General features: G+C 64.3%; 24 protein-coding genes, 1 pseudogene and 1 riboswitch. Of the genes and pseudogenes, 11 read left to right on the plus strand and 14 right to left on the minus strand.

The window, feature by feature from the left end:
- The first annotated feature begins 44 nt into the window (after positions 1-44).
- On the plus strand, positions 45-1,973 hold the full coding sequence (locus QSV46_RS30600) for a sigma 54-interacting transcriptional regulator (RefSeq protein ID WP_314960428.1): 1,929 nt from the start codon (positions 45-47) through the stop codon (positions 1,971-1,973).
- Between the two features lie 6 nt (positions 1,974-1,979).
- Here QSV46_RS30600 and QSV46_RS30605 read toward each other — a convergent pair whose 3' ends face one another.
- From QSV46_RS30605 to QSV46_RS30615, 3 genes are read right to left on the minus strand one after another with little or no spacing between them, the layout of a single operon-like run.
- The gene (locus tag QSV46_RS30605; protein WP_314960430.1) at positions 1,980-2,858 is read right to left on the minus strand and encodes a sulfurtransferase; all 879 of its coding nucleotides are present in this window, start codon (positions 2,856-2,858) and stop codon (positions 1,980-1,982) included.
- Between the two features lie 48 nt (positions 2,859-2,906).
- Entirely contained in the window at positions 2,907-4,028 is a 1,122-nt protein-coding gene (locus QSV46_RS30610; protein WP_314960431.1) for an acyl-CoA dehydrogenase family protein, read from the minus strand.
- Positions 4,029-4,062: 34 nt separating this feature from the next.
- The gene (locus QSV46_RS30615) at positions 4,063-4,605 is read right to left on the minus strand and encodes an OsmC family protein (protein WP_314960433.1); all 543 of its coding nucleotides are present in this window, start codon (positions 4,603-4,605) and stop codon (positions 4,063-4,065) included.
- Between the two features lie 245 nt (positions 4,606-4,850).
- On the opposite strand from QSV46_RS30615, the gene QSV46_RS30620 reads away from it, so the two are divergent.
- Together QSV46_RS30620 and QSV46_RS30625 are read left to right on the plus strand one after the other, a co-directional pair.
- The gene (locus QSV46_RS30620; protein WP_314960435.1) at positions 4,851-5,501 is read left to right on the plus strand and encodes a TetR/AcrR family transcriptional regulator; all 651 of its coding nucleotides are present in this window, start codon (positions 4,851-4,853) and stop codon (positions 5,499-5,501) included.
- 267 nt (positions 5,502-5,768) lie between these two features.
- Entirely contained in the window at positions 5,769-5,918 is a 150-nt protein-coding gene (locus tag QSV46_RS30625; protein WP_314960436.1) for a hypothetical protein, read from the plus strand.
- Positions 5,919-5,924: 6 nt separating this feature from the next.
- Here the strand turns inward: QSV46_RS30625 and QSV46_RS30630 are convergent, their stop codons facing one another.
- Positions 5,925-6,368, minus strand: a complete 444-nt coding sequence (locus tag QSV46_RS30630) for a DoxX family protein (protein ID WP_314960437.1) — start codon at positions 6,366-6,368, stop codon at positions 5,925-5,927.
- A gap of 260 nt (positions 6,369-6,628) precedes the next feature.
- Complete coding sequence (locus QSV46_RS30635) at positions 6,629-7,837, minus strand: TrmJ/YjtD family RNA methyltransferase (RefSeq protein WP_314960438.1); 1,209 nt, start codon at positions 7,835-7,837, stop codon at positions 6,629-6,631.
- Between the two features lie 363 nt (positions 7,838-8,200).
- On the opposite strand from QSV46_RS30635, the gene QSV46_RS30640 reads away from it, so the two are divergent.
- Positions 8,201-9,415: an NADP-dependent isocitrate dehydrogenase gene (locus QSV46_RS30640; RefSeq protein ID WP_314960440.1), complete on the plus strand. Its 1,215-nt coding sequence runs from the start codon at positions 8,201-8,203 to the stop codon at positions 9,413-9,415.
- A 93-nt stretch (positions 9,416-9,508) separates the two neighbouring features.
- Positions 9,509-10,003, plus strand: a complete 495-nt coding sequence (locus QSV46_RS30645) for a DUF3455 domain-containing protein (RefSeq protein WP_314960441.1) — start codon at positions 9,509-9,511, stop codon at positions 10,001-10,003.
- A 4-nt stretch (positions 10,004-10,007) separates the two neighbouring features.
- Here QSV46_RS30645 and QSV46_RS30650 read toward each other — a convergent pair whose 3' ends face one another.
- Entirely contained in the window at positions 10,008-11,234 is a 1,227-nt protein-coding gene (locus QSV46_RS30650; protein WP_314960443.1) for a cyclic nucleotide-gated ion channel, read from the minus strand.
- Positions 11,235-11,238: 4 nt separating this feature from the next.
- Positions 11,239-13,920: an alanine--tRNA ligase gene (alaS, locus tag QSV46_RS30655; RefSeq protein ID WP_314960445.1), complete on the minus strand. Its 2,682-nt coding sequence runs from the start codon at positions 13,918-13,920 to the stop codon at positions 11,239-11,241.
- A gap of 221 nt (positions 13,921-14,141) precedes the next feature.
- A riboswitch (glycine riboswitch) is annotated at positions 14,142-14,233 on the plus strand.
- A gap of 144 nt (positions 14,234-14,377) precedes the next feature.
- On the opposite strand from alaS, the gene gcvT reads away from it, so the two are divergent.
- The 3 genes from gcvT to gcvP are packed head-to-tail and all read left to right on the plus strand — an operon-like array spanning position 14,378 to position 18,789.
- The gene (gcvT, locus tag QSV46_RS30660; RefSeq protein WP_314960446.1) at positions 14,378-15,526 is read left to right on the plus strand and encodes a glycine cleavage system aminomethyltransferase GcvT; all 1,149 of its coding nucleotides are present in this window, start codon (positions 14,378-14,380) and stop codon (positions 15,524-15,526) included.
- Positions 15,527-15,535: 9 nt separating this feature from the next.
- On the plus strand, positions 15,536-15,904 hold the full coding sequence (gcvH, locus tag QSV46_RS30665) for a glycine cleavage system protein GcvH (protein WP_314960448.1): 369 nt from the start codon (positions 15,536-15,538) through the stop codon (positions 15,902-15,904).
- Positions 15,905-15,921: 17 nt separating this feature from the next.
- On the plus strand, positions 15,922-18,789 hold the full coding sequence (gene gcvP, locus QSV46_RS30670) for an aminomethyl-transferring glycine dehydrogenase (protein ID WP_314960451.1): 2,868 nt from the start codon (positions 15,922-15,924) through the stop codon (positions 18,787-18,789).
- 132 nt (positions 18,790-18,921) lie between these two features.
- Here the strand turns inward: gcvP and QSV46_RS30675 are convergent, their stop codons facing one another.
- The 4 genes and pseudogenes from QSV46_RS30675 to recA all read right to left on the minus strand — a co-directional run bounded on the left by QSV46_RS30675 (position 18,922) and on the right by recA (position 21,358).
- A complete protein-coding gene (locus tag QSV46_RS30675) occupies positions 18,922-19,170 on the minus strand; it encodes a hypothetical protein (protein ID WP_314960453.1) in 249 nt (82 codons plus the stop codon).
- Positions 19,106-19,894 (minus strand): hypothetical protein, encoded by a 789-nt coding sequence (locus tag QSV46_RS30680; RefSeq protein WP_314960454.1) that lies wholly within the window; start codon positions 19,892-19,894, stop codon positions 19,106-19,108. Before QSV46_RS30680 ends, QSV46_RS30675 begins: the two co-directional genes overlap by 65 nt.
- A gap of 28 nt (positions 19,895-19,922) precedes the next feature.
- Positions 19,923-20,144: pseudogene (locus QSV46_RS30685) on the minus strand (hypothetical protein); the annotation flags it as partial.
- Between the two features lie 125 nt (positions 20,145-20,269).
- Positions 20,270-21,358: a recombinase RecA gene (gene recA / locus QSV46_RS30690; RefSeq protein WP_314960456.1), complete on the minus strand. Its 1,089-nt coding sequence runs from the start codon at positions 21,356-21,358 to the stop codon at positions 20,270-20,272.
- A 791-nt stretch (positions 21,359-22,149) separates the two neighbouring features.
- Here recA and QSV46_RS30695 point away from each other — a divergent pair.
- Complete coding sequence (locus QSV46_RS30695) at positions 22,150-22,317, plus strand: hypothetical protein (RefSeq protein WP_314960457.1); 168 nt, start codon at positions 22,150-22,152, stop codon at positions 22,315-22,317.
- Between the two features lie 843 nt (positions 22,318-23,160).
- On the opposite strand, the gene QSV46_RS30700 is transcribed toward QSV46_RS30695, so the two are convergent.
- Both QSV46_RS30700 and QSV46_RS30705 read right to left on the minus strand, forming a co-directional pair.
- Positions 23,161-23,400, minus strand: coding sequence for a DUF2798 domain-containing protein (locus QSV46_RS30700; protein WP_314960458.1), 240 nt, complete (start codon positions 23,398-23,400; stop codon positions 23,161-23,163).
- 105 nt (positions 23,401-23,505) lie between these two features.
- Complete coding sequence (locus QSV46_RS30705; protein ID WP_314960459.1) at positions 23,506-23,757, minus strand: hypothetical protein; 252 nt, start codon at positions 23,755-23,757, stop codon at positions 23,506-23,508.
- A 521-nt stretch (positions 23,758-24,278) separates the two neighbouring features.
- Here QSV46_RS30705 and QSV46_RS30710 point away from each other — a divergent pair.
- Complete coding sequence (locus QSV46_RS30710) at positions 24,279-24,467, plus strand: hypothetical protein (protein ID WP_314960619.1); 189 nt, start codon at positions 24,279-24,281, stop codon at positions 24,465-24,467.
- Positions 24,468-24,654: 187 nt separating this feature from the next.
- Positions 24,655-24,888 carry a DUF6894 family protein gene (locus QSV46_RS30715; protein ID WP_314960460.1) on the plus strand — a complete coding sequence of 78 codons (234 nt, stop codon included), beginning with the start codon at positions 24,655-24,657 and terminating at the stop codon, positions 24,886-24,888.
- 10 nt (positions 24,889-24,898) lie between these two features.
- Here QSV46_RS30715 and QSV46_RS30720 read toward each other — a convergent pair whose 3' ends face one another.
- Positions 24,899-25,153 carry a hypothetical protein gene (locus tag QSV46_RS30720; protein ID WP_314960462.1) on the minus strand — a complete coding sequence of 85 codons (255 nt, stop codon included), beginning with the start codon at positions 25,151-25,153 and terminating at the stop codon, positions 24,899-24,901.
- Positions 25,154-25,205 lie beyond the last annotated feature (52 nt).

The following is a 25,205-nucleotide window of genomic DNA, read 5'->3' on the forward strand; positions in this document are numbered from 1 at the left end:
CTCGTGATATACGAAAACTCGTAGTCAAATAACGAGATTTCGTAATGGCAACGACGCCAGCGCATGGCCCCGACGAAGCGGTCCATCAGCTTGATCTGCGTGCCGCAGCTTTCGAATCGTCCGTCGAGGCAATGCTGCTGGTCGATCCCTATGGCGACCAGATCATCGATGCCAATCCGGCCGCCTGCACCCTGCTCGGCTACGACCGCGGTCTGCTGCGGCAAACCAGGGCCAGCGCGCTACACGCAAGCCAGCTTCCAGCGCTGACCGTGTTCACCCAGGCGGTGCTGCACAAGGGCGCGTACTGGACCACCGCACTGACCCCGCGTCACGCCACGGGTCAGGAGCTCCGGCTCGAATATTCCGGCTGCCTCGTCGGCCATGATGACCGTACCCTGCTGCTGTTCACCCTCACCGATCTCGAAGCGCGCCGGCGGCGCAACGTGGACGCGGCCGCCGAAGACCACATGCGCAGCGGCATCTCGACCTGGCAACGGGTCGAGCGTGTCTTCCGGGACATCGAGCGCGAGAACCAGCTGATCCTGCGCGCCGCAGGCGAAGGCATCTATGGCGTGAACGCGGAAGGAAAGACCACCTTCGTGAACCCCGCGGCCGAGCGGATGCTCGGCTGGACCGCGGAGGAGCTGGTCGGCAAGGAAATCCACCCGATCGTGCACCACACCCATCATGATGGCCGGCACTATCCCAACCACGACTGCCCGATTTACGCGGCGTTCCGCGACGGCGCCGTGCACCAGGTCGACGGCGAGGTGTTTTGGCGCAAGGACGGCTCGCCGGCCTGGGTCGAATACACCTCGACCCCGATCCGCGACCGCGGCGCCGTGGTCGGCGCGGTCGTGGTGTTTCGCGACGTCAGCCAGCGGCGCGAAGCCGACGAGAAGCTGCACGCGGCACTCACCGAGGTCGACCGCCTGCGCGAGCGGCTCGAACTGGAAAACGCCTATCTCCAGGAAGAAATCCGCATCGAGACCAATCCGCGCGGCATCATCGGTGGAAGCGAGGCGATCCAGAAGACGCTGCGCCAGGTCAAGCTGGTGGCGCCGACCACCGCCGCGGTGATGATCACCGGCGAGTCCGGCACCGGCAAGGAGCTGATCGCCCGCGCCATCCACGAGGATTCCACTCGCAGCGATCGGCCGCTGATCCGCGTCAACTGCGCCGCGATCCCGCGCGAATTGTTCGAGAGCGAGTTCTTCGGCCATGTCCGCGGCGCCTTTACCGGCGCGATGCGCGACCGCATCGGCCGGTTCGAGCTCGCCGATGGCGGCACGCTGTTTCTCGACGAGGTCGGCGAGATCCCGCTCGAACTTCAGGGCAAGCTGCTGCGCGTGTTGCAGGAGGGCAATTTCGAGCGCGTCGGACAGGAACGCACCCGCACCGTGGATGTCCGCGTCATCGCCGCGACCAATCGCGACCTCAAACGGGAGGTGCAGCACGGCCGTTTTCGCGAGGATCTCTATTTCCGCCTCAACGTGTTCCCGATCGAGACCGTGCCCTTGCGCGAACGGCGCGAGGACATTCCCCTGCTCGCCCAGCACTTTTTGACGCGCGAGAGCAAGGCGCTCAAATCGAATTTGCGGCTGTCGGAAGGCGATGCACGGCGCCTCGCCCGCTACGACTGGCCCGGCAACGTCCGCGAATTGCAGAACGTGATCGAGCGCGCCGCGATCCTGTCGCAGAACGGCCGCCTGCGCATCGACCTGCCGGACACCCCCGGCGTCCAGCCCGCGACCGCCGCCACACGGCAAAAGGCCGATGCGCGACCTGCGGTCATGACGTCATCCGAGATGCGCGAGCACGAGCGCACCAACATTCTCGCGGCGTTAGAGGCCTGCGCGGGAAAAGTGTTCGGCCCCGGCGGCGCCGCCGAACTGCTCGACATCAAGCCGACCACGCTGGCCTCGCGGATCAAGGCGCTGGGAATCGCGCCTCGTCCGCGGGCCCTCGGTTAGCTGCGATCACGCTGCCTTGGTCGTCACCTCCGATGCGATCGGCAGCCCCTGCTCGATCGGCAGCGACGGATCGCGCGACCATTCGTTCCAGGAGCCGAAATACATCCGCACGTCCTTCACGCCGGCGTTCTTCAGCGCCAGGAACGTATTCGAGGCGCGCGCCCCCTTGAAGCAGTAGAGATAGACCGGCGTCGTCGTGGAGATGCCGACGGTGGCGCATTCCGCCAGGATCTCGTCCTTGGACTTGAAGCGCGGGCCTTCGGCCGTCGGCTTCATCATGCGGTACCATTCCAGCCAGACCGCGCCGGGGATGCGGCCCTTGCGCGGGCAGAAATCCTTGCCATAGGGAGAAGAGCTGTCGCCGATCCACTCGTCGACGTCGCGCACGTCGAGAATGGCGATGCCGGGCTTGCCGACGGCGGAGAGCATGGTCTTGGCGTCGATCAGGATCTCGCCAGCTTCGGGCACGATCGAGAACGAGGCCTTGGCCGGTGTGGGTACATCCTTCGTTACCGGGAAGCCCGCGGCCGACCAGGCGTCGAAGCCGCCATGCAGCACCTTCACCTTGGGATAGCCGAGCATGGTGAGGAGATAGTAGCCGCGGCAGGACTGGCCGAAACCCGAGTTCATCGACTGCTCGTAGATCACGGCCGTTTCCTTGCCGGAGAGGCCGGCGCCGCCGAAGGCGTCGGCAAATTTGGTCTTCAGCTCGGCCATGCCCTCGGGTGTCGAGGTCGCAAGAAACGTGAAGATCTCATGCACGTTGACGGCATTGGGAAGATGTCCGGCGGCGTAGGCGTCGGGATTGCGGGTGTCGACGATGACACACGGCTCGGTTTTCAAGAGATCGGCAAGTTCGACGGCAGTGATCAGGACGTCAGTCATGGCAGCCTCTCCGTTGAGGTGGGTGGTCTTGGGGTGGACTCGTAGAACTCAGGAATCGGCGAGCATCTTGCGCAGCTGCTTGGTGGCGGGCGTGACGATCGCGACGAAATAGGCCTCGCGCAGGCGCCGCTGCGCGCGGTGGCTCTTGAGATAGCCGCGCGCGCCACAATGCAGCATCGCCGCATGCGCCGCCGCGACGCTGGCTTCGCCGGCGCGCAGCCTCAGCGCGATCACCTTGCGCCAGTAGGTCTCCTCCTCGTTGTAGGGATCGCGCGCCAGCGCCATGGTCTCGGTTTCGAGCTCGGCGGCGAGATCACGAAAATGCACCGGCTGCTGCGGCAGGTAGCGGTTAACGTGACCGAGAGGAGCATCGACCTCGTCCATGATGTTGATGCAGTCTTTGATCACGCCGAGCGCCATGCCGGCCTGGAGCAGGATGAAGCCGGCGCGGATCTTCTTGACGAAGGGCGCAGCGGGATCTGCGAGGATCAGCTCGTCCGGCACGAAGACGTCGCGGAACTGCACGCCATAGGTGCCGGTGCCGTCCATGGCGAGAAACGGCTTGCATGGCGTCAGCGTGATCGCAGGGTCCGAGCAGTCGGCGAGGAACATGACCGTGCATGCGATGCCCTGATCGTCCTCGCGCTCGAAGATGGTGCCAAAGTAATGATCGGGCCCGAGATTGGAGACCCAGGGCAGCGCGCCGCGGACGATGTAGCCGCCGTCGACCTTGCGCCCTTTCAGCTTCAGCTTCTCGATGCCGAAAAAGCTCTTCATCGGATTGGAGAGCCCGGTGCCGCCGAGCACGCGGCCGGTCGAGAAGGCATCGCCGAAGCGCTTTGCCAGCTTTATATTGGTCGAGTTGGCGGCGTACCAGACCAGCGTGTTCTGGCACCAGGCCATGAAGGCCGTGGCACCGCAGACCTCGCCGATCGCCGCCATCGCCTGGATGGCGCAGCGTAAGTCGGCAGGTCCCTCGTGGGGCATGTGACTGCCCCACGCGCCGACCTCGCCGAATTTGCGCAGTACGTCGGCCGGATAGACCGAACCGTCGTCGATGCCGGCAGCGAGCGGGGCGAGCTGCTCGCGTGCAATCCGCGCCACCTCGCCTGCAATGGACGGTGCGGGCTGATCCAAAACTTCGGCCCGCGATAAAGCCAGTGACCCCATGATCGTCTCCCGCACCTTGTCCTGTTGTCGTCTGCTAGATGCCGACCTCGAGATTGACCGGGCGGGTGAAGGTGTTGGCGACCGGCGACCATTTCTTGACATGGGAGACCAGCGCGTTGATCTCGTCCTGCGAGATGCCCTCGCACTCCATGTCGACCTTGACGCGCACGTCCGTGAAGCCGACCGGCTTGTCCGACACGTCGCCGGTGCCCCAGACCGCGGTGATGTTGAGGTCGCCTTCGAGCTCGAGCTCAAGCTTGTTGACGATCCAGCCGCGATGGACGGCGTTGGCGTGCAGGCCGACCGCAAGGCAGGAGCCGAGCGCGGCGAGCGAGGCCTCCGACGGATTCGGCGCGGTGTCGTCGCCCAGAAGCCCCGGTGGCTCGTCGACGATATAGGGCGGCAAATTGCGGATGTAGTTGGCGTGACGGAATTTTCCTTCCGCGACCGTCTTGCACTTCAAGGTCTTGATGACCTTCGGATTGGCCTTGCCGCTCGCGATCAGTTGCTCGAGGCCATTCTTGTCGATGGGCGCGAGGCAACCCGTCAGCACTGTCTTTTGAACGACGGCAGTCATCATCTTCTCCCTGGCAGAAGTGGAAATCGGCAGGATACCGAACGGTCTGTTTCCCTGCATGGAGCGTGCCAGACGAAGCCAAAAACAAAAGGCGAAGCTTTGGAGCCGCTTAGCGTTCGTTGCCTGCGGATTGATCAGCCGCCGCTTGCTCAAAGGCGATGCAGATGCGCCTCCCGTGCGAATCTTTTCGGCGCCGAACAGATGCGGCTTGCTGATGCGACGCGGCTCCGGGTAAGTTTGGATTCATGACAAAGACGTCAAAGAAAAAGTCTCAATCGCCCCACGCCGGCGCAGGCGACGAGGAGTCCGCTCGCGGACGCCTGCTCAATGCCGCAACGCATCTGTTCTGCAAGAACGGCATCAACGCCACCGGCATCGACGCGATCATCGCGGAAGCGGGCACGGCGAAGACGACGCTCTACAAGCTGTTCGGCTCCAAGACCAATCTCGTCAACGCGGTGCTGGAGAGCGAAGGCAAGCAGTGGCGCGAATGGTTCATCGGCGCCATGGAGGAAGGCGGCGGCGACGCGCAGACAAAGCTGACGCGCATCTTCCCGGCGCTGAAAAGCTGGTTCGCCGAAGAGCGCTTCTACGGCTGCCCCTTCATCAACGCAGTCGGCGAGCACGACAAGGACGCAAAACAGTTCCGCAACATCGCGCTGAAGCACAAGAAGATCGTGCTCGGCCACATCGAGAAGCTCGCCGGCGAGCTCGGATCGACCGAGCCGGCCGTGCTCGCGCACCAGCTCGGGCTGTTGATCGACGGCGCCATCGTCGCCGCCATGATCTCGCGCGATCCAGGGGTGGCGGATACGGCAGCGCTAACCGCGGGTCCCCTGCTCGGCCAGTCCAAGGCAAGGAAGAAGCGCGCGGCCGATCAGTTAGAGGCGGTGTAAGCCCTGAGCGGAGGATTGGTTAGCGAAGCATAACGCACGCCTCTCACGCCTCTTCTCGCCTCCTGGCCCAGAGCTGCCGCGACCGACATCACTCTTCGCGGTCGCCGCACGGTGTGCTTCCGTTGACGCAAGGCTGCACGCAGACTGCAATCTTCGGGCCTATTCCGAGTGTTTCGGCGCGCCACCACTTTGACGACGGCTTGCGGTGCCGGCTCCATTGGGAGCACACTGGCGGCATTGCAGAGAAGTTATTTTTGAGAGGGCATCATGCCTGACATATTGGAATTGGTGCTGTGGTGTGCCGCGCTCGCGACGTGGCTGATGCTTCTCTTCGCCTTCGTGGGCAATGCCTTGAAGCCGCTCTCAAAGACCATCCGCCGGGCGGTCGAGGACGCTTTCAAGCTCAAGGTGAAGTGATGCCGGCTACGATGTCCGATCGACACTGAAGCGGCCTGCCCCGGTGACGAAGATCAACATCGCGCCGCCCATGATCGAGATATTCTTCAAGAAATTGTTGTATTGACCCATCTGCTGCGCACCGGCGGGATATTCCCAGTAGCGATGCGCAACAATCGTTGCCACCAATACGAACAGGAACGTCAGAATGGCGCAGTAGCGCGTACCGACGCCCAGTATCAATCCAACGGATATCAATGCTTCTACTGCGATACTCACGATAGCGACCAGCTCAGGCGCTGGAAGGTTCAGGGACCTGAAATAACCCGCCGAGCCGCTGAAGTTGGATAGCGCTCCGTATGCGCTTCCGACGAATACCCAGGCAAGTAGAACACGGCCAATCAAGATCAGTACGTCAGCTGTCCTTGTGGCGACCTCGTCGACTGCTCGCGACTCAAAATAGGATTTCACTGCTAGCCCCCTTGTTGTCCAGGACCGGCTGAACACTTCCTCTGCCGAGAGGCAGCTTATCATGATTGGCGGAGCACACGAAGCGCTGTCACCGGCCCCTATGGGGGCATGCAAGCGATGCCCGCTTCGTCAGATTGGTCCGTCTGAAATGGGGCGTCGCAAACCCGGCAGGGCGAGCGGCCACCGTTGCTCAAGGGTCAGCGGACGTGACGTACATTCGCGGGCTGAGTGGATGACAAGCAGGCGCCCTAAACTTGCGCTTACGACGCGCTCGATCCTTCCGCCATCATGCCCTGCAACCGCACCAGCTCCGCCTCCAGATCGCGCTCCACATCGGCCGCCCGCATCTCGATCACCCGATAGTCCCGCGCCTCGAGCCACGTCCGCCGCGACGCGCGGTCGGCGGCGATCGCCTCGCCCTCGCCCGCGTTCACCAGCTCGATCGCGATCCGGTGCGGGAACGAGACGAAGTCCGGGATGTGGCGGCCGACCGGGGTCTGGCGCTTGAACTGCCCTGCAAAACGCCGATCCCGCGTGAGCGCCTGCCACAGCAGGCGCTCGGCGTCGGTCGGGTTGCGGCGGAGCAGGCGGGCGAGGCCGCGCACGGTCGAGCCGCTGTCGGGGACGCCGCCGCCCTGCCCGTGCTCGGCGAGCAGCGCGCGCAAGCGCGTCGCCTGCTCGCCGTCGAGCACGCCGCCCTTGGCCGGGCCCTTGCGCCCTTCCGCGATCGCCATCACCACGCCGTGCAGGGTGTGCATGTCCTGCTTGGTCGGCTCCATCCGGGTGAAGATGTTGCGCAGGTTGACCAGCATGGTGTCGCGCTTCTCGGCCGGCCGCAGGAATTCGACCCGGTCTAGCTCCCGGATGAGATTGTCGAAGAAGGCCTGCATCTGGTGCTGCGAGGCGCGCTCGGAGCGCTCCGGCATGGCGTGCGGCAGCTCGCCGGATGTCGCCTGCTTGAACCATTCGTAGCCGACCAGCAGCACGGCCTGGGCGAGGTTGAGCGAGGCAAAGCCCGGATTGACCGGAAAGGTGATGATGCGATTGGCGAGCCCGACCTCCTCGTTGGTCAAGCCCCAGCGCTCCCGGCCGAACAGGATACCGGCCTTGCCGCCGGTCGCAACGTGCCCGGAGATTTCTGCCGCAGCCGCCTCAGGCCCGACCACGGGCTTGGCCTGGTCATGGGGGCGCGCAGTGGTGGCGAACAGCAGGTCGAGGTCGGCGACGGCCTGCTCGACCGTGTCGAACAATTCGACCTTTTCCAGAATGTGGTCGGCGCCGGCGGCGGCGCGCTGGGCGGCGATGTTGGGCCAGCCGTCCCTGGGGTTGACGATGCGCAAGGCGCCAAGCGCAAAATTGCCCATGGCGCGCGCGGCCATGCCGATGTTCTCGCCAAGCTGCGGCTCCACCAGGATCACGATGGGTCCGTCGAGGGAAAGCCCCGCCTTGCTCTTGTCAGTCCCCGACATCTCGTTTCGCTTTCACACCGGTTCTCAAGGCCCTGCCAAGACGCGATCAGGACAGGCGCTCTTCAGAAATTGATTCAAGGCCGGCCAAGGCCGGACAGTCCCGGCCTTGCCCGCCCGCCTGTCGTTTGCCTGTCCTGACGAAATTCTCAAGGGAAATAACGGGTTGGATTCGGCTTTTGAATCTTGCCTGAAACTTCAGGCCCGGCCCGGCGGCAGGACCGTATCCCGCCCCCCATCTGTGGAAGCTGGATGGGCTAAAAGTGCATAATCCCTTGGCTTTCGCCCGCCGCGCGGCGGTGCTAAGAGGCGGCGGATATTCCCGTGGCGCGCCAATAGCGCCGTTCCCAAGAGGCTTCCCCGATCATGGCAAAAATCAAGGTATCCAATCCCGTCGTCGAACTCGATGGCGACGAGATGACCCGGATCATCTGGCAGTACATCAAGGACAAGCTGATCAATCCGTACCTCGATGTCGAGCTGCTCTATTTCGACCTGGGCATGGAGTACCGCGACCACACCAACGATCAGGTCACCATCGACGCCGCCGAAGCCATCAAGAAGGTCGGCGTCGGCGTCAAATGCGCCACCATCACCCCTGATGAAGCCCGGGTGAAGGAGTTCAATCTCAAGCAGATGTGGAAGTCGCCGAACGGCACCATCCGCAACATCCTCGGCGGCGTGATCTTCCGCGAGCCGATCATCTGCAAGAACGTGCCGCGCCTGGTTCCCGGCTGGACCAAGCCGATCATCATCGGCCGCCACGCCTATGGCGACCAGTATCGCGCCACCGACATCAAGTTCCCCGGCAAGGGCACCCTGACGATGAAGTTCGTCGGCGAGGACGGCACTGTCATCGAGAAGGAAGTGTTCAAGACCCCGGGCGCCGGCGTCGCGATGCAGATGTACAATCTCGACGATTCCATCATCGACTTCGCCCGCGCTTCGTTGAACTACGGCCTGCTGCGCAACTACCCGGTCTATCTCTCGACCAAGAACACGATCATGAAGGTCTATGATGGCCGCTTCAAGGACATCTTCCAGGATATCTACGAGCGCGAGTTCAAGAAGGACTTCGACGCCAAGGGCCTGACCTATGAGCACCGCCTGATCGACGACATGGTGGCCTCGGCGCTGAAATGGTCCGGCGGCTATGTCTGGGCCTGCAAGAACTACGACGGCGACGTGCAGTCCGACACGGTCGCGCAAGGCTACGGCTCGCTCGGCCTGATGACCTCGGTGCTGCTCACCCCCGATGGCCAGACGGTGGAAGCCGAAGCTGCCCACGGCACGGTGACGCGCCATTACCGCGAGCACCAAAAGGGCAAGGAGACCTCGACCAACTCGATCGCGTCGATCTTCGCCTGGACCCGCGGCCTGTCGCACCGCGCCAAGCTCGACAACAATGCCGAGCTCGCCAAGTTCGCGAACACGCTGGAGAAGGTCTGCGTCGACACCGTCGAGGCCGGTTACATGACCAAGGACCTCGCGCTGTTGGTCGGCGCCGACCAGCGCTGGCTCTCGACCACGGGCTTCCTCGACAAGGTCGCGGAGAACCTGACGAAGGAGCTGGCGGCGTAAGCCAACCGCAATTTCGCCCGACCGGGCCGGACATCGTCACGGGCCGCGTCGCAGGCGCGGCCCGTTTTTTTAGACCCGCGCGGAGATGCGACCATGTCGATCAAGCTTGCCGTTCCCTGTCTGATGTTGCTCGCTGGACCGGCTGCGGCCGCAGAGCCGCTCCCCGAAGCCATCGCCGCGCCCGGCGAGACCGTCGTGCTCAGTGTCCACGCCGAGGGCGCACAGGTCTATGAATGCAAGGCGGGCACGGACGGCAAGCTCGCCTGGGCGTTCCGCGAGCCGATCGCCACGCTGCTGGCCGAGGGCAAGACGGTCGGACGGCACTATGCCGGGCCGAACTGGGAACACGCCGACGGCAGCGCGGTGGTCGGCAAGGCAATCGGCAACGCGCCGGGCGCAACCGCGGCCGACATCCCCTGGCTGAAGCTGGAAGTGACAGCTCACCGCGGCAGTGGCGTCCTCACTCCCGTCACCACGGTCCAGCGCACCAACACCCTTGGCGGCAAGCTCGACGGCACATGCGACAAGGCTGGCGAGTTTAGAAGCGCGACCTACTCGGCAGTGTACGTTTTCCTGAAGAAGGGCTGATCGCTCAGCGATCGGTGCCCTCCCGCTCGCCCTGCGCCAGCTCCCCCGCCGCAAGATCGCCAGTCTCCTCCAGCCGCGCTTTCGCGGTCTTGTGGACATGTGCAGCCAGCGTCGGCATGCGCGCGATCAGGGCGTGAAAATCCTGGGCGTCGAGCACGAGCAGGCGCGTCTTGCGGGTGGCCGTTACCGTGCCGCTGCGTTTGGTCTTGTGCAGCAGCGCGATCTCGCCGAAGAAGGTGCCGTCGGCGAGCCGCACCTGCTGGCTCGGCAGCGCGATCTCGACCTCGCCGGCGCTGATGAAATACATCGACGAGGCGGCATCGCCCCGCCGCACCAAAACCTCGCCCTGCTCGATGGTGCGGGCGCGGAGCAGCCGCATGATGTCGGCGATCTCGGACGCCGAAAGATGCGAGAACAGCGGCACCCGCGCCAGCATGTCCCAGGTGACGACGAAGTCGCGCCGCTTCAGCTCTTCGGCAAAAGCGGTGGAGATGATCGCGACCGGCAGCGCGATCATAGCGAAGCCCGAGATGATCGCGAATACCGAAACGAATTTTCCGAGCGCCGTCACCGGCACGACGTCGCCATAGCCGACGGTGCCGAGCGTCACGATCGCCCACCACATCGCGTCCGGAATGGTGCCAAGCTTGCTGGGCTGCACGTCGCGCTCGATGGCGTAGAGCAGCGAGGCGAACGTCAGCACCGCCCCGGTCAGGATGACGATGCAGCCGATCAGCGCCCGCCGCTCGGCATGCACGGCCGCGAGCAGCGAGCGCATCGCCGGCGAGTACCGCACTAGCTTGAAGAACGGCAGTACGCCGAGGGCCGCCAGCGTCGCGTGCCGTCCGGTGGCCAGCACGATTGCCGCGGGCAGGAATGCCATGAGGTCGATAATGCCGAGTGCCGAGAACGCATAGCCGAGCCGGTCGGCCAGCGCCGAGCCCTTGCGCGGTGTGTGGCCCGCCACCGTCCATAGCCGCGCGGCATATTCCAGCGCGAACACAACCACCGACAAGATGGTGATCGCTGAGAACAGCGCGCCGAACTGCGCGTCCAGCTCCGGCACCGAGGCGAGAATCATCGCGGCGACGTCGAGCACGATGACGCCGATGATCAGCTGGATGAAGCGCGACCCGGCAGAGGAGGCCAGCGGATCGTGCTCCAGCAATTCGTAGAGGCGATCCCTCAAGTCGGGATCGCGAAACCCGATTCCTCGCGGAACGAGGCGCACGGCCTCACGCGCCGATCATGGCTTTTTCGATCGCGGTCAGCGCCGCGGCCGCATTGGCACCATCGGGACCGCCGGCCTGCGCCATGTCGGGCCGGCCGCCGCCGCCCTTGCCGCCGAGCGCCTCGGAGGCAATCCGCACCAAATTCACGGCATTGAAGCGCGCGGTGAGATCCGCAGTGACGCCGACCACCACGCCGGCCTTGCCGTCCTCGGTGACGCCGACGATGGCGACCACCCCGGAGCCGATCTGCTTCTTGCCGTCGTCGGCAAGGCTCTTGAGATCCTTCATCTCGATGCCTTCGACCGCGCGCGCCATCAGCTTGACGTCGCCGACCTCGCGCACGCCGCTGGCCGCGCCATTGCTGCCGGCGGACGCGCCGCCGCCCATTGCGAGCTTCTTGCGGGCGTCGGAGAGCTCGCGCTCGAGCTTCTTGCGCTCCTCCATCAGCGCGGCAATGCGCGCCGGGACGTCGTCGATCGAGGTGCGCAGCTCGTTCGCTGCGGTCTTGGCCAGCGCCATGGTGTCGTTGGCGTGCCGGCGCGCGTAATTGCCGGTCAGCGCCTCGATGCGGCGCACGCCGGAGGCAACCGCGCTCTCGCCGGTCAGCGTGATCAGGCCGATATCGCCGGTGCGCTTGACGTGGGTGCCGCCGCAGAGTTCGACCGACCAGCCGAGCGCGTTGGCGCCGCGCTCGCGCGCGGTCCGGCCCATCGAGACCACGCGGACCTCGTCGCCATATTTCTCGCCGAACAGCGCGCGCGCGCCGGCCTCGCGGGCCTCATCCACGCCCATCACGCGCGTGGTGACCTCGTCGTTCTCCAGCACCACGTCGTTGGCGATGTCCTCGACGCGGGCGAGCTCTTCCGCCGTGATCGGCTTCGGATGCACGAAGTCGAAGCGCAAGCGATCCGGCGCAACCATCGAGCCGCGCTGGGCGATGTGATCGCCGAGCACCTGGCGCAGCGCCTCGTGAATGAGATGCGTCGCCGAGTGATGCGCGCGGATCGAGGAACGACGCGAATGATCGACCTCGAGCTGCAGCGCGGTGCCGAGCTTGACTTCGCCGCTCTCCAACGTGCCGACGTGAACGAAGAAATCGCCGAGCTTCTTCTGCGTGTCGGTGACGCGGAACTTGATGCCGCCCTCGCCCGTCAGCACGCCGGTGTCGCCGACCTGACCGCCGGACTCCGCATAGAACGGCGTCTGGTTCAGCACGATGGCGCCGGTGTCGCCGGCCTTGAGGCCGGCGGCTTCCTTGCCGTCCTTCACCAGCGCGGTCACCACGCCCTCTGCGCTTTCGGTCTCGTAGCCCAAAAATTCGGTGGCGCCGAGCTTCTCGCGCAGCGGGAACCAGATCGCTTCGGATGCCGCCTCGCCCGACCCCTTCCACGACTCGCGCGCCTTGGCCTTCTGGCGCTCCATCGCGTCGCTGAAGGCGGACTGGTCCACACCGATGCCGCGCGACTTCAGCGCGTCCTGGGTCAGATCGAGCGGGAAGCCATAGGTGTCGTAGAGCGTGAAGGCGACGTCGCCGTCGAACATGTCGCCCTTCTTCAGGGACGCGCTCTTCTCGTCGAGGATGGCAAGGCCGCGCACCAGGGTCTTGCGGAACCGGGTCTCTTCCAGCCGCAACGTTTCCTCGATCAGGTTTTCCGCGCGCATCAGCTCGGGATAGGCCTGGCCCATCTCGCGCACCAGCGCCCAGACCAGCCGATGCATCAGCGGCTCTTTCGCCCCGAGCAGCTGCGCATGGCGCATCGCGCGGCGCATGATCCGGCGCAGCACATAGCCGCGGCCCTCGTTCGAGGGCAGCACGCCGTCGGCGACGAGGAAGGCCGAGGAACGCAGATGGTCGGCAATGACGCGGAACGAGGCCACGGTCTTCTCGTCCGGTCCACTGCCGAGCGCGGACGCAGTCGCGTCGATCAGATGACGGAACAGATCGGTCTCGAACACGCTGTCGACGCCCTGCATGATGCAGGCCATGCGCTCCAGGCCCATTCCGGTGTCGATCGAGGGACGCGGCAGCGCCACGCGCTCCTCCTTCGTCACCTGCTCGTACTGCATGAACACCAGGTTCCAGAACTCGAGGAAGCGGTCGCCGTCCTCTTCCGGCGAGCCCGGAGGTCCGCCCCAGATGTGGTCGCCGCGATCGATGAAGATCTCAGAGCACGGCCCGCACGGGCCGGTGTCGCCCATCGCCCAGAAATTGTCCGAGGTCGGGATGCGGATGATGCGGTCGTCGGAGAAGCCGGCGATCTTCTTCCACAGGCCGGCCGCCTCGTCGTCGGTGTGATAGACGGTGACGAGCAGCTTGTCCTTCTTCAACCCGAACTCCCGGGTGATCAGCGTCCAGGCGAGCTCGATCGCGCGCTCCTTGAAATAGTCGCCGAACGAGAAATTGCCCAGCATCTCGAAGAAGGTGAGATGGCGCGCGGTGTAGCCGACATTGTCGAGATCGTTGTGCTTGCCGCCGGCACGCACGCATTTCTGCGAGGTGGTGGCGCGCTGATAGGGCCGCTTCTCCACCCCGGTGAAGACGTTCTTGAACTGCACCATGCCGGCATTGGTGAACATCAACGTCGGGTCGTTGCGCGGCACCAATGGCGAGGACGACACGATCTCGTGGCCGTTCTCGGCAAAGAAGTTCAGAAAGGTCGACCTGATCTCGTTGACGCCGCTCATGTTCATCCAATCGGGTGTGCTTGGACCCGCGTCCTGGCCGTCCAAACGCAAGTCTGGGCTGATATCTGCGGGTCAGAGCGCTTTTAGACAAGGCCAGCTTCGCTGTCCAGAAACTGTGCAGATGGATCAGTGGGTTGCCGCAGGCGCTCATTCCCGTTGAAAGGAGCCGAAGCTGCGTTGACAGGCTTGGCTGCCTTGTGGTCTCTACCCATCTGTATCGTACGGCCACGTCGGGAGAGACCGGCAACTTGGTAGCCGGCGCCGAAGGAGCAACCGCCCCGGAAACTCTCAGGCAAAAGGACCGCGTGGCTTTGACGACATCTGGAAAGAGGCGCCGACGGGGTTAGACCCCGGACGACGTCCGCCGACGGGATAATACTCTCAGGCACAGCGACAGATGGGGCTTCGACTGGTGTCCACGGGAAATCGTTCCCGGGTAACCGCCGAGGGCCCCGTAATGCTTGCGCGTGACGACAAAGACTCCCTGAAACGCACCCCCCTTTACGACCTGCATGTGGCGCTTGGCGGCAAGATGGTGCCGTTCGCGGGCTATGACATGCCCGTGCAATATCCGGCCGGCGTCCTGAAGGAACACCTCCATACCCGCTCCTCCGCCGGCCTGTTCGACGTCTCCCACATGGGCCAGATCCGCTTGCTGCCGAAGTCCGGGAGGATCGAGGATGCCGCCCGCGCGCTGGAGCGGCTGGTGCCGCAGGACATCGTGGCGATCGCGCCGGGGCGGCAGCGCTATGCCCAGTTCACCAATGCCGAGGGCGGCCTTCTGGACGATCTGATGGTCGCCAATTTCGGCAATCACCTGTTCCTGGTCGTCAACGCCGCCTGCAAGGAACAGGACGAGGCGCATCTGCGCGCGAATCTCTCGGGCGACTGCGTGATCGAGCACCTTGCGGACCGCGCGCTGATCGCGCTGCAGGGCCCGAAGGCGGAAGCCGCGCTGGCGAAATTGTGTGCAGAGGCGCCCGCCATGAAGTTCATGGACGCCGGCCCGCACAGGGTTGCGGGGCTCGACTGTTTCGTCTCGCGCTCAGGCTACACCGGCGAGGACGGTTTTGAGATTTCGGTACCCGCTGCGGATGCCGAGCGCCTCGCCAAGACCCTCCTTGAAAACCCTGACGTGATGCCGATCGGCCTCGGCGCCCGGGACAGCCTGCGGCTGGAAGCCGGGCTCTGCCTCTACGGCCACGACATCGACACCACGACCACGCCGGTCGAGGCCGCGCTGGAATGGTCGGTGCAGAAGACCCGCCGCACCGGCGGCGCCCGCGCCGGCGGCTTTCCCGGGGCGGAAAAGATTCTCGCTCATTTCGATGACGGCGCATCCCGCCGCCGCGTCGGCCTGCTCGCCCAGGGCCGCGCGCCGGTGCGCGAGGGCGCGCTGCTGTTTGCTGATAGCGCAGGCGGCGAGCCGGTCGGAAAGGTCACCTCGGGCGGTTTCGGCCCCAGCCTGAACGCGCCGGTGGCGATGGGCTATGTGCCCACCAGCCAGAGCGCGCTCGGCACACAAATCTTCGCCGAGGTGCGCGGCCAGCGGCTGCCGCTCACCGTCGCCGCCATGCCCTTCGTGAAAAACACCTACAAACGCTGAGGATCGACAATGACCACGACGCTGTACACCTCCGACCATGAATGGCTGGCCATCGACGGCGACGTCGCCACCGTCGGGATCACCGATTACGCGCAGCAGCAGCTCGGCGATGTCGTGTTCGTCGAGCTGCCCAAGCTCGGGCGCGTGCTGAAGAAGGCGGAAGCTGCAGCGGTGGTTGAATCCGTGAAGGCTGCCTCCGACGTCTACGCGCCTGTCACGGGCGAAGTGCTCGAAACCAATGCTGCGCTCGCCGCCGAGCCGGCGCTGGTCAATACGGATGCGCAAGGCGCCGCCTGGTTCTTCAAGATCAGAATTGCCGACAAGGGCGAGCTCGGCGGCCTCATGGATGAAGCCGCCTACAAGGCGCATACGGCTTAAGGACGATGGAGCAAGCGATGACCGCGCACCGTAAATCCAGCGGCGAGACCGCCGCCACTTTCGCTTGCCGCCACATCGGCCCGTCGGCGCGCGATGTCGCCTCGATGCTGGAGACCGTCGGGGCGAAAAGCGTCGACGCGCTGATGGCGGAGACGCTGCCGGCTTCGATCCGGCAGGCCGCCCCGCTCGATCTCGGCAAGGCGCTCAGCGAAAGCGAAGCGATCGCACATATGGCCGAGCTCGCGCGCGACAATCAGGTCTTCACTTCGCTGATCGGCCAAGGCTATTCCGGCACGATCCTGCCCGCGGTGATCCAGCGCAACATTCTGGAGAACCCGGCCTGGTACACGGCCTACACGCCCTACCAGCCCGAGATCAGCCAGGGCCGGCTGGAGGCGCTGCTCAACTTCCAGACCATGATCTGCGATCTCACCGGGCTCGACGTCGCCAACGCCTCGCTGCTCGATGAAGCCACCGCCGCGGCCGAAGCCATGGCGCTCGCCGAGCGGCACTCGAAGGTGGAAGCGAAAGCCTTCTTCGTCGACAAGGACGTGCATCCGCAGACGCTCGCTGTGATGCGCACCCGCGCAGAGCCGCTGGGTTGGAAGCTGATCGTCGGCGATCCCCTCACCGATCTCGACAAGGCCGACGTGCTCGGCGCGCTGCTGCAATATCCGGGAACATCGGGCGCGGTGCGCGACCTCAGGCCTGCGATCGCCAGCCTGAAGGCAAAGGGCGCGCTCGCGATCATTGCCGCCGATCTCTTGGCGCTGACGCTGCTCGCCTCGCCCGGAGAGCTAGGAGCCGACATCGCGATCGGTTCGGCGCAGCGTTTTGGCGTGCCGATGGGCTATGGCGGACCGCACGCGGCCTATATGGCGGTGCGCGACGCGCTGAAGCGCTCGCTGCCCGGCCGCATCGTCGGCCTCTCCGTGGATTCGCGCGGGATGCCGGCCTATCGCCTCGCGCTGCAGACCCGCGAGCAGCACATCCGCCGCGAGAAGGCGACCTCCAACATCTGCACCGCACAGGTGCTGCTCGCCGTGATCGCCTCGATGTATGCGGTCTATCACGGCCCCGAGGGCCTCTCGCAGATCGCGCGCAATGTGCATCGCCGCGCCGCCGTGCTCGCGGCCGGCCTGCGCAAGCTCGGCTTTGCGCTGCAATCGGAAACCTTCTTCGACACGCTCAGCGTCGACGCAGGTAGCAAGCGCGCCGAGATCGTCGCGCGCGCGGCCGCCGAGAAGATCAATCTCGACATCGGAGACACCAGCTTGCGCATCGCGCTCGACGAGACCACGACGCCTGCAACCGTCGAAGCGGTCTGGCGCGCCTTCGGCGGCCAGCTTTCCTACGCCGAGATCGACGCCACCACGCGCGAGGCGCTGCCGGAGGCGCTGAAGCGCGGGACCGCTTTCCTGACCCATCCCGTGTTCCACGCGCATCGCTCGGAGACCGAGATGCTGCGCTACATGCGCAAGCTCAGCGACCGCGACCTCGCGCTCGACCGCGCCATGATCCCGCTCGGCTCGTGCACGATGAAGCTGAACGCGACCACCGAAATGATGCCGCTGACCTGGCCGGAATTCGGCTCGCTGCACCCGTTCGCGCCGCGCGAGCAGGCACGCGGCTATCACGCGCTGTTTGCGCGGCTGGAAAAATGGCTGTGCGACATCACCGGCTATGACGCGATTTCGCTGCAGCCCAACTCCGGCGCGCAAGGCGAATATGCCGGGTTGCTGGCGATCCGCGGTTATCATGCGGCGCGCGGGGAGAGCCACCGAAAAATCTGCCTGATCCCCTCCTCCGCCCACGGCACCAATCCGGCCTCCGCCGCGATGGTCGGCATGGACGTGGTGGTGGTCGCCTGCGAAAAGAACGGCGACGTCGACGTCAATGATCTCCGCGCCAAGGGGGAAAAGCATTCGGCCAATCTCGCCGCGGTCATGATCACCTATCCCTCGACCCATGGCGTGTTCGAGGAGCACATTCGCGAGATCTGCGACATCGTCCATGGCCATGGCGGCCAGGTGTATCTGGATGGCGCAAACCTCAACGCGCAGGTCGGCCTATCCAGGCCCGGCGATTACGGCGCCGATGTCAGCCATCTCAACCTGCACAAGACGTTCTGCATTCCGCATGGCGGCGGCGGTCCCGGCATGGGCCCGATCGGCGTCAAGGCCCATCTGGCGCCATTCCTGCCGGGTCACCCCGCGGCGCAAGGCGACGCGCCGGTCGGTCCGGTCTCCGCCGCGCCGTTCGGCTCGGCCTCGATCCTGACCATCTCCTACATCTACATTCTGATGATGGGCGGCGACGGCCTCAAGCGCGCCACCGAGATCGCGATCCTCAACGCCAACTACATCGCAGCACGGCTCGATCCGCACTTCCCGGTGCTCTACAAGAACGAGAAGGGTCGCGTCGCGCATGAGTGCATCGTCGATCCCCGCGCGCTGAAGACGACCAGCGGCGTCACCGTCGACGACATCGCCAAGCGCCTGATCGATTACGGCTTCCACGCCCCGACCATGAGCTTCCCGGTCCCGGGCACGCTGATGATCGAGCCGACCGAATCGGAGTCCAAGGCGGAGCTGGATCGCTTCTGCGATGCCATGATCGCGATCCGCAAGGAGATCGCCGAGGTCGAGGCCGGCCGCTTCAAGATCGAAGCATCGCCGCTGCGCCACGCTCCGCACACCGTGCACGACATCGCGGATGATGCGTGGAATCGCGCCTATACGCGCAGCGAAGGCTGCTTCCCCGCAGGCACCTCGCGCACCGACAAATACTGGAGCCCGGTCGGCCGCGTCGACAACGTCTACGGCGACCGCAACCTGGTGTGCTCGTGCCCGCCGGTCAGCGATTATGCGGAAGCCGCTGAGTAACCGTTTGTAGGGTGGGTTAGCCACCGGCTGCGCGAAGCGCAGTCGCTGGCGCAACCCACCACTTCGGTCTCCGAGGAAATGGAAGAGGTGGGTTACGCTTCGCTAACCCACCCTACGGCACGGAACACGCATCTAGGGCGCAACCAACGAGCGCGTCTCGCGATCCCACCGCCAGAGTCGCTCGTTGGTGAGTTCAGTACCGCCCCACCAACGTTTGATCGGATTGTGGCGCCACATGTCGTCTTCGCGGGCCAAAAGCGAACGACCGAGTTCAGTCAGCGTGACCTTCCACTCGCTCCTGCCGAAGTAGCGATCCTCATTGTCGAACAACGGATCGCCCAACAGCACCGGCGGCGACGAATATTCCGCCAGTTCGAGCAAGGCATCTCTCGCGTCGTTTTCGTCGAACACATCGCGAAGCCAGCTCGCCTCGCAGACGCGCCTCGGGTCGGTGTGCCTGTCGTTCACAAAATCCAGCAGATCCATTTCGCTGGCACCGAGTCCCGTCACGCTGTCCGGAAGCTTCGAGCACCGCAACCAGCGCCGATCGAAGTCTCGGCAGGATCGCCAGATCCGTCATCAGCAGATCGAAACAAGATTCCGGCGTTTCAGCCCGGTGGGCTCGCCAGGCGCGGCTTGCGGCCACCAAATGGTTGTCGGTTACCTTGAAGGCCGGCAGCTTCCATTTTGCGACAGACTCCGGGGCATAGTTGGCAACCTTGTCGTCCGTATGCACCAGGCTCAGTTTCGTCGTGATCTCCTTGTAGGGGCGCAGCAGGTCGAGCAGCCAGACCAGCACGAGTTGATCATTGGGCAGCGGGTCGACCCATATTTCGATCGAGTCGAACTTCGCACACAGTTCGAACAAACCGACATCCCGCGTCCCGAACCCCTCCAGCGAGCCGCGACAAACGTCATCGAGCCAGTGATCGCCGGGATTGCAGTGCTTTGCCGATCGGCGCTCCAGCCCTGTCAAAAGCCGCTCCTCGGAAGGCAATTTCCTCCAGACGAAGCGTGGATAGAGTCCGAGCACGACATTCGCGAGGCGCGTCTGGCGAAGCCTGCTCTCCGCCCGATCGTTCGTCGCCAGGATCAAATGGGACACGATTGCCTCTCAAATTGATACGCAATAGTCATTCGGGCGCGACAAGGGCGCGGGTCTCGCCGTCCCACCGCCAGAGCCGCTCATTGGTCAGGTGAGTACCGCCCCACCAGCGATCAATCCGGTTGTGCCGACGAAAATTCTGGTCGCCTTCCAGCACCGCCTTGCCGAACTCGGTCAGCGACAATTGCGACCGCTTGTACCGATCGAAGCGGGTTGAATCGTCGTGCATCTCCAGCGAAAACGGACCTTCATCCTGGCAGGATCACATTCTTCATGGCCCCCACCCCACACGCCAAAACGAAACGGGCACTGACGACGTCGGCAACTCAACGTCCTCAGCGCCCGCTCCTCGCGAAAAACTCTTCGCGTTAAAGCTTACTCGTCCGCCGGCTCATCGCCATCGGCATCACGCTCGGGGGTGCCGGCCAAAATCTGCTCGGCGATCAGGCCGGAGTTCTGGCGGATCGAGGTCTCGATCTTGGCGGTGATGTCGGGGTTGGCCTTCAGGAACGCCTTGGAGTTCTCGCGGCCCTGGCCGAGACGCTGGCTGTCATAGGAGAACCAGGCACCTGATTTCTCGACGATGCCGGCCTTGACGCCGAGATCGAGTATCTCGCCCATCTTGGAGACGCCCTCGCCGTACATGATGTCGAACTCGACCTGCTTGAACGGCGGCGCCAGCTTGTTCTTGACGACCTTGACGCGCGTGGTGTTGCCGACCACTTCGTCGCGCTCCTTGATCGCGCCGATGCGGCGGATGTCGAGGCGGACGGAAGCGTAGAATTTCAGCGCGTTGCCGCCGGTGGTGGTCTCCGGCGAGCCGTACATCACACCGATCTTCATGCGGATCTGGTTGATGAAGATCACCATGGTGTTGGACTTGTTGATCGAGGCCGTCAGCTTGCGCAGCGCCTGGCTCATCAGGCGGGCCTGGAGGCCCGGCAGCGCATCGCCCATCTCACCCTCGAGCTCGGCCTTCGGCACCAGCGCCGCGACCGAATCGACCACGAGAACGTCGACCGCGCCTGAGCGCACCAGCGTGTCGCAGATTTCCAGCGCCTGCTCGCCGGTGTCCGGCTGCGAGATCAGGAGCTCGTCGATGTTGACGCCCAGCTTGCGGGCATAGACCGGGTCGAGCGCGTGCTCGGCGTCGATGAAGGCGCAGATGCCGCCCTTCTTCTGCCCTTCCGCCACCGTGTGCAGCGCCAGCGTGGTCTTGCCCGAGGATTCCGGACCGTAGATTTCGACGACGCGCCCCTTCGGCAGGCCACCGATGCCGAGCGCGATATCAAGCCCGAGCGAGCCCGAGGAGACCGCCTCGACATCCATCGAACGGTCGTTCTTGCCGAGCTTCATCACCGAGCCCTTGCCGAACTGGCGCTCGATCTGGGAGAGCGCTGCGGCCAGAGCTTTACTCTTGTCCATGGAAGATCCTTCGACGATACGCAGGGCAGTATTGGACATTGGGTCGTGCTCCTTATGGCGAGGATTCGCTAGGGGGACAAACGATTGGCGCGGCGGGTCGTCGATAAAAGCAGTGTACCCTATTTGTTCTAGGTTCGCAATATGTTCTTTTGCGGATTTGGGCACTGTCCGTATTTAACCCCTAGTGAGGCGTCGCTTGAAATCGCGCTGAAGCCATCCCTGCTCACCCATGGTCGCGTGGTGGAAAACCATCCTCGGTGACGTGTTCAATCCGAGCTAGCGACTTTCCCAATTCCCCACCCGCGAGTGCAAACGAAATGGCCCCAGCTCTGGGGGGCAATGGGGATTGCGAGCTGGGGCCGGTACACGCCCTCGGGGAAGGGCTACCGGGAAAACGTGGCAACAGCAGCAACGTTCCAAAGCAAGGGCCGCTGTCTTAGAGACAGCGACCCCTTACGCTTCCGGGTTTCAATAATTCCGAAATGAAACGGCTCTGCCAGCCCGAGGTTGCCAGTTTTTCCCGGTTAACAAATCCTTGCCATAACAAAAGTGAATCGGGGCCTGTCCTAATTTTAAATGGCGAGTGTCCCAACTAGGACAGTACCCGGATTTTGGCGCTGGCCTGTTTCCGCTACCTCACCTGGTGAGGACCCGCGGCCGGCGGCCTCCTGCCGCTCTGTATGTGCGATCTCGCGGTCGATTCTTCGACCGAATCTGACGCGCATCGAAGACGCGTGCCCGGCCGCCGTCATAATTCCGTAATCCTGCCGCACCGAACTTTTCGCGGTCGTGGGGTTTTGCCTGGGTCGGGACCGCCACAGTGGGGACCTATGACGAAAAATACGCATCACGACGCAAACAGGCGCAATCGCCTCCTGGCGTCGGCGCATGAGGAGATGGTGAAGTTCGAGCGGAAGGAAAACGAGTTCCGCAAGAAGGACCGCGAGGAGCGCGCCGCCGAGCTCCGCCTTCCCCTGGACGAGATCAAGGTCCACTAAGGTCCGCGAGCGCCGGGCTTCGGATCCGGCCGAGGCGCGCCGGTGGGGATAGCCGACCGACCCGCCGGGATCCGCCTCGCAGAAGGTTGGCCGCGAGGAGCGGTCGCCTGTTCACCTCGGACAGCCTGCATCGCGCATCGGGATGCGCCCCAGGAGGCGGGTTGCACGCGCTAAAGGTATCGGACCACCATAGCTAAATCGTTGATTCGACAGCAAAATCGCCCGGCTGCCTACTGTGCATGGGGTTGTTTTCAATTTTTTGAGCCGAGGGCGATGAGTGCCGATCTCGGTGAATCGGCCCAGGTCCCCTCCCGCCGCGCTACATCAGCGCCAGCAGCACGATGCCGATCACCAGCACGACGAAGCCAGCCGCCGTCGCGGCGGCGAATGACCGCTCTACGTTATCCATGATGCCACCCCGCTGCCGGCGTGCCACGTTTCCCCCATGGCAGCGCCGGACGATGCGGAATCTCGCCGAGGCGTGTGGCTCCAGTGGTGCGATCGGGTGGCCAAATTGGGACGGGTGCGGGGCCAGTCTGCGGCTGTCTCGACCCAGCGTCGGTGCTGCCGTCAGGCGCGTGTAAGCCTGGTCTCCTAGTCTGGCCCTGCCCGGTGGACCAACACCGGGCCTCCATACCAAGCCGAGGACCCCGCTCCAGCCGGAGCGGGGTTTTCTGCCTGTGGGCCCGGACCCGGGCCGGAAGCCGATCTGCTGTCAGGCTGTCGTAAGCTCAACCGGCTAGGGTCGCTTGGCTTACGGTGTTGCAGCCCAGCACCTCAGCCTCCAATAACCTTCCACCCGCTTGGCTCTCCAAGCGGGTTTTTTCATGCCTACCATCCAGCTCACAAGGCCCCCTCCTCCCGCGTCAGCCGCAGCGAGAAGGCGCGGATCGCAGGCGCAGCCAGCAGCACGATCGGCAGCATCGCCGCCCATGCGATCAGCCACGACACCATCCAGTGCTCGAGGAAGACCATTGCGCCACTTGCCGGAAAGCTGGCGATGCCCGCTGCGATCAGCGAAGTCAGACCGGACTGGATGACACCGAAGACGAAATGAGAGTAGCGACGGGGAATGCCGAGCATGAGGCGCCCATGTTGTTGGCCGTCATGAGGACAAGCAAGGCATATGCCGCGCGATACTGAATTCCAAAATGGGCCGCGACGACCGATCGCATCGCCGGCCTTGCATCAGTGCCGCTGGTCGGACAGCCGCGTGCGGCGCATCGCTTCGACGCAATCGGAGCGGGACGAGAACCCCTCGAAGCGCCAGAACGTGACGACACTGTCCTCGCCACACTCTTCGCAAGAGAGCTTCTCGTCACCGAGCATGAAACGCCCGCGCCTGAACGTCGTCGAGGACGCGGGGTGCCGGCAACGAGGACAGACGAGCGAGAAATTCCGTGCACCCCAGCGCAGAACAAGATGTTTCAGCCAGTTCACGCCTTCCTCTTCGTGACATTCACCTTCGAACCGTCGTTCACAACAGAGCATGGATGCACGACACGCAAAAGTGGAAAAACGTCGAACACATCCGCTCGCTTCGAATGGCCGCGGCCGTTCCGGGTTCCACAAGACACTGATGGAACCCGGATACCGCTCGCAGTGAACACGATCATGACAAGCTGGCGTCTGCCGCATTGGGCATGGCGGTTCAGCCCAGTTGAAATGGCGTCGGAACCCGGACCAGCGAGATTCAAGTCAGCCCTCCTGCCCGTGGTTCTCCGACCATGAACAAAGTTCCTCAGCGCGAACGGCTTGCCGGAAAGACCGGAAGAATTGCTCTTCCTTGCCGGAGTCCGTGCACGCGGTTTTTCGATAATCCTGTTCGTTTGCTTCGGACTGCGCGCGCCTCGGGGTTTCGGGGAATTATCCAAGACTTATCGGCAAATTATACTTGTCGCGGGAATAGTGTGACGGCCAACATGTTCACGTGTGATGGAAAGTGAATCGTGGAGGCGACCATGAATCACAGGGGCGTCGAGTTCAGCGTTGCCAAGACGGCGATTCCGGGAATCTGGCAGTGGCAGTTCCGCATCGGCGAGGAGACAAAGAGAGGCAAGACCGAGACAAAGTTCGATCTACTCGCGATCCGGCGGGTGCAACTGCGTATCGATCGGGAGCTGAAGGCGATCGGGCGCAAAACGCCTTGAACAAAGACGCCTTGAACAAGACCGCATGACCCGACCCGGGGCCGCCGCAGCCCATCAGGGAACCGCGGCGTACCCGCGAGGTACCCGCCCGTAGCGGCCCGGAATTGATCTGTCCCTGATTTCGGGTTGCATTGCACGCGCCCATGGCCCGGGAGGCGGGGCCTCCTTCACGCGACCGGTGCCAGTCATGCCGCTCTACTTCTTTCGAATCCGGAACGGCCGCTATTCCGGCTGTGCCGACCAGGCGACGGAATTTGCCGATCGCAATACGGCCTGGAAGGAGATGACCAGCGTCTGCGCCGACATGGCCGCCGGCATCGCCCGCAAGCTGCATGAAAATACCGAATGGCACATGGAGTTGCTGGACGAGGCCAAAGAGCCCGTGTTCCGGATCCGTATCGTCGCGGAAACCTTGGAATAGGCCCGGCGGTCTAGTCGGCGCTGGGCAGCCGTCGCATGGTGAATTCGATGTCGCCGCCGGGCAGCTCACGCCAGGTCTCGACCGCACTCATGTAGCCGGCCTTGGGGTAGCGGGCGAAGAAGGCTTCGGCTCTTGCCCGCGCCGCCGCACGCGGCAGCGTGAAAGTCTCGCGCAGGTAACCGTCGCCACAGCTTTCGCCCGGCTTGTCGCCCATCTTGCGCCGGCGCGCCATCCGCTCGGCGAGATCCCGCGGACGATCGGCCATGCCGTTCCTCCTCAACGCAATACGCTCTCGAAGATGTAGGAAGCGGGCCGGC

The sequence above is a fragment of the Bradyrhizobium cosmicum genome, from assembly GCF_032290525.1.
Classification (GTDB): domain Bacteria; phylum Pseudomonadota; class Alphaproteobacteria; order Rhizobiales; family Xanthobacteraceae; genus Bradyrhizobium; species Bradyrhizobium cosmicum_A.